The sequence below is a fragment of the Amycolatopsis sp. SID8362 genome, from assembly GCF_010550475.1.
Classification (GTDB): Bacteria; Actinomycetota; Actinomycetes; order Mycobacteriales; family Pseudonocardiaceae; genus Amycolatopsis; species Amycolatopsis eburnea.
In genome coordinates this window covers 1-10,569 of the sequence record NZ_JAAGNB010001715.1, presented here as the reverse complement: position 1 = coordinate 10,569, position 10,569 = coordinate 1, and the positions used below count along the sequence as shown (strand labels likewise).

Below are 10,569 nucleotides of genomic sequence, written 5' to 3'. Positions count from 1 at the left end.
AGCCACCGGATTGCGGCGGCTGCTGCGGGAAGCCACCGGGCTGCGGCTGGTCGAACCCGCCGGGCTGCGGTTGCTGCGGGAAACCACCGGCTTGCGGCTGGTCGAGTCCCCCGGGCTGCGGCTGCTGCGGGAAACCGCCGGACTGCGGCTGGTCGAACCCGCCGGACTGCGGGAATCCCCCGGCTTGCGGCGGCTGCGCGACCCCGCCCGGCTGCGGCTGGCCGAAGCCGCCCGGCGCCTGCTGCTCGAACCCGCCGGAGGGCGGCGGGTAACCGCCCGCGAACTGCTGCGCGCCCGGCTGCCCGAACTGCGTGGGAGCGGCGGCGTCGTCGGCCTGGACGACGACGGTGCCGACGATCTTGTCGGCCAGCGTCTGGGCCTTGTCGTCCCACAGCGGCCACAGCCAGCCGACGTAGCAGATGACGTTGTCGACGAAGTGGGCGAGGTCGCGCACGAACGCCATGCCCGCGCCGACCGGCTGGCCGTTGTCCTCGCGGACCAGCTTGATCTTGGCGATCCGCTTGCCCATCGACTGGCCGGTGTTGCCCTGCTGGATCCACCGGTTGTAGATGGTCCAGGCGATCCAGCCGAGCCACGCGAGCACGCCCACGATGATGATCAACGAGCCCACGTTGTGGATGACCGCGTAGAGCAGGCCGAAGATCGCGTACAGCACGAAGATCGGGCCGAAGTCGACGAGCCAGCCGAGAGCGCGCTGTCCCCAGGTCGCGTAGTTCCGCGGGGCGCCGAAGGGTGCGCCTTGCCCGTACGGTGCCGGCTGCCCGAACGGCGCGGGCTGGCCGCCGTACGGCGTCGGCCCCGGCTGCCCGAACGGCTGCTGGCCACCGGGCTGCTGCTGCCCGAACGGCTGCTGACCGTAGGGATCGGTCATCAGGTCTTCCCCTCGCTGGTCACTTCCCCGACGCGCGGAAACGGATCCGCCCTCATCGGTCCGGTCCGCGGGAGCGTACTCGGTCGGGTCACGGCCGCGCCTCCCAGGCGTCGGCTGTCCGGGTGACCCGCGCACCGGTCCGACGCGGCGGGCGGATCGCCGGTTCCGCCGCGTGCCCGTTCAGACGCGCAGCGCCGTGAAGGGCGCGAACGGCAGGTTGCGGATGACGAACCAGACGACGAAGACGATCGAAAACGTCAGCGGTGTCCAGCGCCAGTGCAGCCAGCTGTCCATCGCGCGGCCGCGCAGGCGGCCCAGGGTCCACGCGGCCGTGCTCCACACGAACAGCAGCACGACCACGAACGACACGGCGTTGTAGTGCAGCGCCGCCGGGATGTCGCCGTGCATCAGGCTGTACGCCATCCGCATGCCGCCGCAGCCCGGGCAGTCGATGCCGAACAGCGCCTTGGTCGGGCAGACGGGCAGGAACCCGCCGGGGGTGGTCGGGTCGCCGACCCAGACGACCGCGCAGCACACGCCGAGCCCGGCCACGAGGGCCAGCGGCGGGCCGATCGCCCGCAGCTTGGCCTTCGTGCCCTGCGCCGGGATTCCCGTGTAGACGGTCGTCGCGGTCACGGCGTGAACCGGTCCGCGTTGGCGCCGACGATCACGATCATCACCACGATGAAGATCACGTAGAGCAGCAGGAGGATCCCGGTCGAGATCGCCGACCACATCGCCCACTTCCGGGCGTCCTCGGCGGCCTTGTGCGCCTCGGCGTGCATGCCCTGGAACCACAGCGAACTGACCTGGCTGGACTTCACGATCGAGACGACGCCCAGCGGCAGGCAGCAGAGCACCGTGCTCAGGATCGCCCACACCATGTTGTTGTCCGGCGGCGGCCCGTAGTTCGGCGGCGGGTAGCCGTAGCCATAGCCGGGTGGCGGTCCGCCCGGGGGCGGGTACGGCGGCGGGTACTGGTCGGTCACCGGGATCCTCCTGCTGTTCGGCTACGTCAGTATGACGTCGTGTTCGCGCCGAACGTGAAGACGCCCGCGATCATCAGGATGATCCACAGCACGAGCCACGCGACGCCGACGACCGCCGAGATGATCGCCCACTTCTTGGCCGAGTCGGCGGCTTCCTGCGCGGCGGCGGTCTGGCCCTGCGCCCACAGCCCGTTCACCTTCGCGGCCTGCACGATCGACACGACGCCGAACGGGAGGCAGCAGAGGATGGTGGTGAGGATGGCCCACACCAGGTTGTTGCTCGGGGGCGGGCCCGGCTGGTACCCGCCCGGCTGGCCGCCGGGGTAGTTCGGCTGCCCGCCGGGCTGGTCGCCGGGGTAGTTGGGCATGCCCTGGCTGTCGGTCATTTTCGGTCGGTCCCCTTCGTCGTGCTCCATGGACGACCACCGGTTCCGCCGCCGCCCCGATCGGCGGCGGTGTGGTCGAGGTGCGAACTGTAGGGGTACCGATCCGACGGCGCGCGGGGATTGCGGCCGTCGCGACCGAAATGAGACCAGGAATTCAGAACCCGAGGCGCCGCAGCTGGCGGGGGTCGCGCTGCCAGTCCTTGGCCACCTTGATGTGCAGATCGAGGTACACCTTGGAGCCGAGGAGCCGCTCGATGTGCTTGCGGGCGGTGGCGCCGACCTCGCGCAGCCGCTCGCCCTTGTGCCCGAGGATGATGCCCTTCTGGCTGGGCCGTTCCACGTACAGGAACGCGTGCACGTCGATGAGGTCGTCGCGGCCTTCGCGGGGCAGCATCTCCTCGACGGTGACGGCGATCGAGTGCGGCAGCTCGTCGCGGACGCCTTCCAGCGCCGCCTCGCGGATCAGCTCGGCGACCAGGGTCTGCTCGGGCTCGTCGGTGAGCTCGCCGCCCGGGTACAGCTGCGGGCCTTCGGGAAGCCGCTCGACGAGCAGCTTCGCCAGCGTGTCGACCTGGAAGCCGTCCACCGCGGACACCGGGACCAGCTCGGCGAAGTCCATCACTTGCTGCAGGGCAAGCAACTGTTCGGCGACCTGCTGCGGCTGGACGAGGTCGGTCTTGGTGACGATGCCGATGACCGGGGTGCGCTTGGCGATCTTCTGCAGCTCGTTGGCGATGAACTTGTCGCCGGGGCCGATCTTTTCGTTCGCCGGCACGCAGAAGCCGACGACGTCCACTTCGGACCACGTCGTGTGCACGATGTCGTTGAGCCGCTCGCCGAGCAGGGTGCGGGGGCGGTGCAGGCCGGGCGTGTCGATGAGGACGAGCTGGGCGTCCTCGCGGTGGACGATGCCGCGGATGGCGTGCCGGGTGGTCTGGGGCTTGCTGGAGGTGATCGCGACCTTGGTGCCGACGAGGGCGTTGGTCAGCGTCGACTTCCCCGCGTTGGGGCGGCCGACGAAGCAGGCGAAGCCGGAACGGTGCTCGGTCATCGGCCGAGCACCTGGAGCACTTCGCCGCTGGGATCGGCGAGGATGATCGGCGCGTTCGCCGCGATGTCGCGGACCGCGTGCACGGACGCCTCCTTGAGCAGGCCTTCGGCGGTGACGACGGCGGCGGCCTCGATGCCCTCGGCGCCGCTCGACACGGCGGCGGCGACCGCGGCCTGGAGCGCGGTGAGCTTGAACGACGGCTGGTCGACCGTGCCGGCGGCGTACGTGCGGCCGTCGGTGTCGCGGATCGCGGCGCCCTCGGCGGCCTGGGTGCGGGCGCGCGAAGACCGGGCCAGCGTGACGAGTTTCTGGTCCTCGGCCTCGAGGTCAGGCATGTTCGACGCTCCTGTCGCGTTCGTCGGGGTGGGGTACGCGGGTGCGGCGGCGGGTGGTCCGGTCGGCCGGGTCCGTCATCGCGTCGGCGTCGGCCGGGTGCACCACGACGGAGGTGATCCGCATGCGGCCGCGCCGGTCCTTGCCCCCTTCGGCGAACAGCCGAAGGCCGGCGACCTCGGCTTCGGCCCCCGGCAGCGGGACCCTACCCAGTCGTTCCGCGAGCAGCCCGCCCACGGTCTCGACGTCGTGGTCTTCGAGGTCGATGCCGAACAGTTCGCCCAGGTCGTCGACGCTCATCCGGGACGACACGCGGACGGCGCCGCCCTCGAGCTCCTCGACCTCGGGGCGCTCGTCGGCGTCGGACTCGTCGGTGATCTCGCCGACGATCTCCTCCAGGACGTCTTCGATGGTGAGCAGGCCGGCGGTGCCGCCGTACTCGTCGACGGCGATCGCCATGTGGTTGTGCGAGCGCTGCATTTCCTTGAGCAGCTCGTCGAGGCGCTTCGAGTCGGGGACGAAGGACGCTTCGTTCATCAGCGTGCTGACGACCGTGCTCGCGCCGTCCGGGTCCATGTACGCGGCCATCAGGTCCTTGATGTTGACGACGCCGACGATGTCGTCGACCGATTCGTCGATCACCGGGAGCCGGGTGAAGCCGGTGCGCAGCGCCAGCGCCAGCGCCTGCCGGACGGTCTTGGCGCGCTCGATCCAGACGATCTCGGTGCGCGGCACCATGACTTCGCGGGCGACGGTGTCGCCGAGCTCGAAGACCGAGTGGATCATCTCGCGCTCGGAGTCCTCGACGACGCCGCGTTCCTGGGCGAGGTCGACGAGTTCGCGCAGCTCGACTTCGGAGGTGAACGGGCCTTCGCGGAAGCCCTGGCCGGGGGTGATGGCGTTACCGATGAGGATCAGCAGCCGGGACAGCGGGCCGAGGACGGAGCCGAGCACGCGGACGGGCCCGGCGACGTACCGGCCGATGCGGTAGGGGTGCTGGCGGCCGAGGGTGCGGGGGCCGACGCCGATGAGGACGTAGCTGACCACGACCATGACGACCGCGGCGACGAGCACGGCCAGGCCGAGCGGCGCCAGCCGGGTGCCCACGAACACCGTGACCAGCACGGTCGCGGTGAGCTCGCAGCCGAGGCGGAGCAGGAGCAGCAGGTTGATGTGGCGCCGTCGTTCGGCGACGACCGCGGAGAGGTGGCGGGCGCCGGGCAGCCCGAGCCGGGCGAGGCCGTCGGCCCGGGCTTGCGAGACCGTGCTGATGGCGGCGTCGGCCGCCGCGAAGACGCCCGCCAGCAGGACGAGCGCGATCGCGAAGAGGAGCTGGGCCATGGCTTTCGCCTAGCCTCGCGAACCGGCGGCGCGGGACACTACGGCGTTTCCCCGGCGGGCTTTTCGGCCGCGTCGAGCCCGGCGATGCCGAGGACGCGGTCGTCGGTGCTGCGCTGGGCGTCCTGCTTGTCCAGTGCGGCGACGGCCTCCTGGTACTCGCCGAGGATGCGCTTCTGGAGCGCGAACATCTCGCGTTCCTCGGCGGGCTCGGCGTGGTCGTACCCGAGCAGGTGCAGGCAGCCGTGCACGGTGAGCAGGTGCAGCTCGTCGATCAGGGCGTGGCCCGCGGTCTTGGCCTGGTCCTTGGCGAACGCCGGGCAGAGCACGATGTCCCCGAGCAGCGCCGGTGACGCGTCGGGCGCGTCGGGGCGGCGGGAGGAGTCGAGCTCGTCCATCGGGAAGGCCATCACGTCGGTGGGACCGGGCAGGTCCATCCAGCGTTCGTGGAGGTCTTCCATGACGTCGAGGGTGACCAGGAGGATGGACAGCTCGGCGAGCGGGCTGACCTCCATCTTGTCGAGGGCGTAGCGGGCGGCCGAGACGATGGACGTCTCGTCGACGTTGACGCCGGACTCGTTGGCGATCTCGATGCTCACCGCCGGTTGCCCTTCCAGCCGTTGCCCTGCTGTCCCTGTGCGTCCTGCACGGCCTGCCACTTCTCGTAGGCGTCGACGATGTCGCCGACGAGCTTGTGCCGGACGACGTCCTGGCTGGTCAGCTCGGCGAAGTGCAGGTCTTCGACGCCGGTGAGGATGTCGCGGACCACGCGGAGGCCGCTGCGCTGCCCGCTGGGCAGGTCGACCTGCGTGATGTCACCGGTGACGACGATCTTGGAGCCGAAGCCGAGCCGGGTGAGGAACATCTTCATCTGCTCGGGCGTGGTGTTCTGCGCTTCGTCGAGGATGATGAAGGCGTCGTTCAAGGTCCGGCCGCGCATGTAGGCGAGCGGCGCGATCTCGATGGTGCCGGCCTGCATGAGCCGCGGGATGGACTCGGGCTCGACCATGTCGTGCAGCGCGTCGTAGAGCGGCCGCAGGTAGGGGTCGATCTTCTCGTTGAGGGTGCCCGGCAGGTACCCGAGCCGCTCGCCCGCCTCGACGGCGGGCCGGGTCAGCACGATGCGCGTGACCTGCTTGGCCTGCAGCGCCTGGACGGCCTTCGCCATCGCCAGGTACGTCTTGCCGGTACCGGCGGGGCCGATGCCGAACACGACGGTGTGCTTGTCGATGGCGTCGACGTACCGCTTCTGGTTCAGCGTCTTGGGCCGGATGGTCTTCCCGCGCCGCGAAACGATGTTGAGGCTGAGCACCTCGACCGGCGACGCGTCCCCGGTGGACAGCATCCCGATGGTGCGCCGCACGGTGTCGGGCCCCACCTGCTGGCCCCCGCCGGCGAGCTGCACGAGCTCGGCGAAGACACGCTCGGCGAACGCCACGTCGGCGGGTGACCCCGTCAAGGTGACTTCGTTGCCCCGGACGTGCACATCAGCGGCGAGCAGTTCCTCGGCGACACGCAGGTTCTCGTCGCGAGACCCGAGCAGGCTCAGCGCGGCGCCGTCGGGGATGGGAAACCGCGACTGCGCAGCCTGAACCGCGCCATCGTCGGTCTTGGCGACGTCCGCGGGGACGTCGGGTCGGGCGGCACCACCCGGTACGGTTCCGGCCACGTGGCCTCAGGCCTGCTTTCTCGGTGAGTACGACTGGACCCCACCGATGCTACTGGCACCCCCCGACAAGACGCAGGCCGGTTTACGCACCGGCCCCGAACAACCCGAGCGGCTCCCCACCCAGCACATGGGCATGCACGTGAAAGACGGTCTGCCCAGCATCGTCACCGGTGTTGAAGACCACCCGATACCCACTCTCGAGCACACCCTCAAGCTCCGCAACGCGCCGAGCGGTCAACGCAACGTCAGCGAGCAACTGCGGATCAGCAGCAGCCAGCTCCCCCAGGTTCCGGTACCGCTTCTTGGGCACCACGAGCACATGAACCCGAGCCTGCGGCCGAATATCCCGAAAAGCAAAGGTCGTCTCATCCTGATAGACGACATCAGCGGGGATCTCACCAGCAATGATCCGCTCGAAGAGCGTCTCAGCACCATCACTCATGCCAAGCACCCTACCCAGCCACCCCGCCCCGCACCGCCCCACCAAACCGGCACCGAGCGGCACTCGCGGGGGGTCCGGGGGCTTGCCCCCGGCTGGGGGTCTGGGGGTTTGACCCCCAGAAGACACACCAGAGCAGAGCGGCAGCCTGACGGAGCGAAGCGGAGTTAGATGCCGCACTGCGGCGGACCCTGGGGGTCGATCCGTCGCAGTGCGGCTGCCGCCGGACCGAGGGGGGAGGTGCCCGGCGGAGCTCGTGTTCTTCCCAGTGGCGCGCCGAAACCGTAGGTGGCGCGTTAGTAAACGAGAGTAACCGGTCGGAGTGTGATCGCGCCATAACCGGGCGCGGATTCGCGGGTTTTTTCGGGGGTGATCTTTTCAGTGCCAGCGGGTGGTCAGGGCCCCTAGTGCGCCGAGGGCGACGGCCGCGGCGGTGGAGGTGCGCAGGACGGTGGTGCCGAGGCGGACGGCTCGGGCGCCGGCTTCGCGCAGGGTGGTGAGCTCGTCGTCGGTGATGCCGCCTTCGGGGCCGACGACGAGGAGGAGGTCGCCGGTGTCCGGGAGGGTGAGGTCGGTGAGGCGGTCGGGGACGTCGGATTCGAGCACGACGGCGAGGGACGTGGTGGCGATGAGGCCGGCGAGTTCGCGGGTGGTGACGGGCTCGGTGACGGCGGGGACGTGGGCGCGGCGGGCTTGCTTGGCGGCGGCGCGGGCGGTGGTGCGCCAGCGGGTGAGGGCTTTGTCGCCGCGGCCGCCGTCGTCCCACTTGGCGACGCTGCGGGCGGCGCGCCAGGGCACGATCGCGTCGACGCCGGCTTCGGTGGCGAGTTCGACGGCGAGTTCGCCGCGGTCGCCTTTGGCGAGGGCTTGGGCGAGGACGACGCGCAGGGCGGGCGGGTCCTCGGTCCAGCTCTCCTCGACGGTCAGGGTCAGTGCCGCGTCGCGGCCCGGCTGGACGGCTTCGACGACGCAGCGGGCCATGGCGCCGGCGCCGTCGGAAAGCACCAGCCGCTCCCCCACGCGCAGGCGGCGGACGGTGGCCGCGTGCCGGGCTTCCTCGCCGTCGAGCACCGTCCGCCCGGTTGCGGGGACGGTGCCGGCGAGGAAGACCGGCAGGGTGGTGTCGGGCACGGTCAGCGGTGGTTCTTGGCGCGCAGCTTGGCGAACAGGCCGCCGTGCTTGCCGTTCGACGACAGCGTCGGGGCTTCCTCGCCGCGCTGCTGGGCCAGTTCGACGAGCAGTTCGCGCTGGGCGTCGTCGAGCTTGGTCGGGACCTGGACGTCGATGTGGACGTGCAGGTCGCCGCGGCCGTCGACGCGGCCGGAGGAGCGCAGCCGGGGCATGCCCTTGCCGGTGAGGACGAGCTCGGCGTTGGGCTGGGTGCCGGGTTCGATGTCGAGTTCGTAGTCGCCGTCGACCAGCGTCGCGATGGGCACGGTGGCGCCGAGCGCGGCGGTGGTCATCGGGATGCGGAAGTTGCAGTGCAGGTCGTGGCCCTGGCGGACGAAGACCTCGTGCGGGGTCTCGTCGATCTCGACGTAGAGGTCGCCCGCCGGGCCGCCGCCGGGGCCGACCTCGCCCTGGCCGGAGAGGCGGATGCGCATGCCGTCGCCGACGCCCGGCGGGATCTTGGCGGTGACGTTGCGGCGGGCGCGGATGCGGCCGTCGCCGCCGCACTGGCGGCAGGGGTCGGTGATGACCTCGCCGAAGCCGCGGCAGACCGGGCAGGGACGGGCCGTGACGACCTGGCCGAGGAAGGACCGCTGGACGGACTGGACCTCGCCGGCGCCGCCGCAGGTGTCGCACGTCTTGACCGAGGTGCCCTCGGACGTGCCGGCGCCGCGGCAGAGGTCGCAGACGATGGCGGTGTCGACGGCGATTTCCTTGTCGACGCCGGTCGCGCACTCCTCGAGGGAGAGGCCGAGCCGGATGAGGGCGTCGGACCCGGGCTGGACGCGGCTGCGCGGGCCACGGCCACGCCCGCCGCCACCGCCGCCCGCGGCGCCGAAGAACGCGTCCATGATGTCGCCGAGGCCGCCGAAGCCGGCGAACGGGTCGCCACCGCCCCCGCCGCGCGCGCCGCCGTCCATCGGGTCGCCGCCGAGGTCGACGATCTTGCGCTTCTGCGGGTCCGACAGCACCTCGTAGGCCGTGGTGACCTCGCCGAACTTGTGCTGGGCGTCTTCCGACGGGTTGACGTCGGGGTGCAGCTCCCTGGCCAGCTTCCGGTACGCGCGCTTGATCTCCTGATCGCTCGCGTTCTTCGCCACCCCGAGGATGCCGTAGTAGTCCCTCGCCACCGTCTTCGCTTCTCCTTCTGCTCTGCCCGGCTCAGCGGCCGTGCAGGATCTGCCCCACGTAGTTGGCGACCGCGCGCACCGCGGCGATCGTGCCGGGGTAGTCCATCCGGGTCGGGCCGACCACCCCCATGCCGCCGAGCACCATGTCCTGGCCGTAGCCGATCGACACGACCGAGGTGCTGCGCATCTGCTCGTCTTCATTTTCCTCACCGATGCGCACCGTGATCGCACCGGGGTTGCGCGCGGCGGCCAGCAGCTTGAGCACGACGACCTGTTCCTCGAGGGCTTCGAGGACCTGGCGCAGCGAACCCGGGAAGTCGGCGACGTTGCGGGTGAGGTTGGCGGTACCGCCGAGGACCAGGCGTTCTTCGGGGTGCTCGGCCAGCGACTCGACCAGGACGCTCGTGACGCGGATGAGCGCGTCGCGCAGCTCGGCGGGCGACTTGTCGGGCAGCTCGGCGACCCGCGCCGCGGCCTCGTTGAGCCGCCGTCCGGCCATCGCCGTGTTGAGGACGGTGCGGAGCCGGCTGACGTCGTCTTCGGTGACGACGTCGCCGAGGTCGACCGTGCGCTGGTCGACGCGCCCGTTGTCGGTGATCAGCACGAGCATCAGGCGCGCCGGGGTGAGCGGCACGACTTCGAGGTGCCGCACCTTGGCGTTGGTCAGCATCGGGTACTGGACGACGGCGACCTGCCGGGTCAGCTGCGCGAGCAGCCGCACCGAGCGGCGGAGGACGTCGTCGAGGTCGGTGCCGCTGTCGAGGAAGCTGGTGATGGCCCGGCGCTCGGCCGCGCTCAGCGGCTTGATCTCGGAGAGCCGGTCGACGAAGAGCCGGTACCCCTTGTCCGTGGGCACGCGCCCGGCGCTGGTGTGCGGCTGGGTGATGTAGCCCTCTTCTTCGAGGGTGGCCATGTCGTTGCGCACGGTGGCGCTCGACACGCCCAGGTTGTGCCGCTCGACGATCGCCTTCGACCCGACCGGCTCCTGGTTGGACACGTAGTCCGCGACGATCGCGCGCAGCACGTCGAAGCGGCGCTCCTCCGCGTTGGCCACCGGTTCCTCACCTACCTCGTTCGCTGCCGACCCCGAGTTTACGGAAGCCTGAGCCGATCGTGCTCAACCCCGGTCGTCGCCGCGGGTGGTGGAGGCAGGGTCGCGCACGGGCGAAGGT

General features: G+C 70.8%; 13 protein-coding genes. All 13 read right to left on the bottom strand.

The genetic code is table 11. The features are described 5' to 3' along the window. Positions 1-892: RDD family protein (locus tag G3I65_RS52330; RefSeq protein WP_160703556.1), on the bottom strand; the 892-nt coding region annotated here is incomplete at its 3' end. Positions 893-1,072: 180 nt separating this feature from the next. Beyond that, positions 1,073-1,528, bottom strand: coding sequence for a DUF2752 domain-containing protein (locus G3I65_RS52325; RefSeq protein ID WP_160703554.1), 456 nt, complete (start codon positions 1,526-1,528; stop codon positions 1,073-1,075). Continuing rightward, positions 1,525-1,881 carry a CD225/dispanin family protein gene (locus tag G3I65_RS52320; protein WP_160703552.1) on the bottom strand — a complete coding sequence of 119 codons (357 nt, stop codon included), beginning with the start codon at positions 1,879-1,881 and terminating at the stop codon, positions 1,525-1,527. Before G3I65_RS52320 ends, G3I65_RS52325 begins: the two co-directional genes overlap by 4 nt. A gap of 26 nt (positions 1,882-1,907) precedes the next feature. Continuing rightward, positions 1,908-2,267, bottom strand: coding sequence for a CD225/dispanin family protein (locus G3I65_RS52315; RefSeq protein WP_160703550.1), 360 nt, complete (start codon positions 2,265-2,267; stop codon positions 1,908-1,910). 154 nt (positions 2,268-2,421) lie between these two features. Next, entirely contained in the window at positions 2,422-3,318 is an 897-nt protein-coding gene (gene era, locus G3I65_RS52310) for a GTPase Era (protein WP_125314686.1), read from the bottom strand. Then, on the bottom strand, positions 3,315-3,653 hold the full coding sequence (locus G3I65_RS52305) for a cytidine deaminase (protein ID WP_160703548.1): 339 nt from the start codon (positions 3,651-3,653) through the stop codon (positions 3,315-3,317). The genes era and G3I65_RS52305 overlap by 4 nt, the downstream gene beginning before the upstream one ends. Continuing rightward, the gene (locus G3I65_RS52300; protein ID WP_160703546.1) at positions 3,646-4,992 is read right to left on the bottom strand and encodes a hemolysin family protein; all 1,347 of its coding nucleotides are present in this window, start codon (positions 4,990-4,992) and stop codon (positions 3,646-3,648) included. Before G3I65_RS52300 ends, G3I65_RS52305 begins: the two co-directional genes overlap by 8 nt. Before the next feature lie 38 nt (positions 4,993-5,030). Continuing rightward, positions 5,031-5,588, bottom strand: coding sequence for an rRNA maturation RNase YbeY (gene ybeY / locus G3I65_RS52295; protein ID WP_086858931.1), 558 nt, complete (start codon positions 5,586-5,588; stop codon positions 5,031-5,033). Next, positions 5,585-6,658: a PhoH family protein gene (locus G3I65_RS52290; protein WP_160703544.1), complete on the bottom strand. Its 1,074-nt coding sequence runs from the start codon at positions 6,656-6,658 to the stop codon at positions 5,585-5,587. Before G3I65_RS52290 ends, ybeY begins: the two co-directional genes overlap by 4 nt. Positions 6,659-6,740: 82 nt before the next feature. Then, on the bottom strand, positions 6,741-7,100 hold the full coding sequence (locus tag G3I65_RS52285) for a histidine triad nucleotide-binding protein (RefSeq protein WP_160703542.1): 360 nt from the start codon (positions 7,098-7,100) through the stop codon (positions 6,741-6,743). A 375-nt stretch (positions 7,101-7,475) separates the two neighbouring features. Continuing rightward, positions 7,476-8,228, bottom strand: coding sequence for a 16S rRNA (uracil(1498)-N(3))-methyltransferase (locus G3I65_RS52280; protein ID WP_160703540.1), 753 nt, complete (start codon positions 8,226-8,228; stop codon positions 7,476-7,478). Positions 8,229-8,230: 2 nt separating this feature from the next. Continuing rightward, complete coding sequence (dnaJ, locus tag G3I65_RS52275; RefSeq protein ID WP_160703538.1) at positions 8,231-9,397, bottom strand: molecular chaperone DnaJ; 1,167 nt, start codon at positions 9,395-9,397, stop codon at positions 8,231-8,233. A gap of 31 nt (positions 9,398-9,428) precedes the next feature. Continuing rightward, the gene (gene hrcA / locus G3I65_RS52270) at positions 9,429-10,451 is read right to left on the bottom strand and encodes a heat-inducible transcriptional repressor HrcA (RefSeq protein WP_160703536.1); all 1,023 of its coding nucleotides are present in this window, start codon (positions 10,449-10,451) and stop codon (positions 9,429-9,431) included. Positions 10,452-10,569: the final 118 nt, after the last annotated feature.

What these genes read in the sequence shown, in the direction of transcription:
- G3I65_RS52305 (WP_160703548.1), bottom strand. Translation starts at nt 3,653, where the DNA reads ATGCCTGACCTCGAGGCCGAGGACCAGAAACTCGTCACGCTGGCCCGG.
- G3I65_RS52315 (WP_160703550.1), bottom strand. Translation starts at nt 2,267, where the DNA reads ATGACCGACAGCCAGGGCATGCCCAACTACCCCGGCGACCAGCCCGGC.
- G3I65_RS52285 (WP_160703542.1), bottom strand. Translation starts at nt 7,100, where the DNA reads ATGAGTGATGGTGCTGAGACGCTCTTCGAGCGGATCATTGCTGGTGAG.
- G3I65_RS52300 (WP_160703546.1), bottom strand. Translation starts at nt 4,992, where the DNA reads ATGGCCCAGCTCCTCTTCGCGATCGCGCTCGTCCTGCTGGCGGGCGTC.
- era (WP_125314686.1), bottom strand. Translation starts at nt 3,318, where the DNA reads ATGACCGAGCACCGTTCCGGCTTCGCCTGCTTCGTCGGCCGCCCCAAC.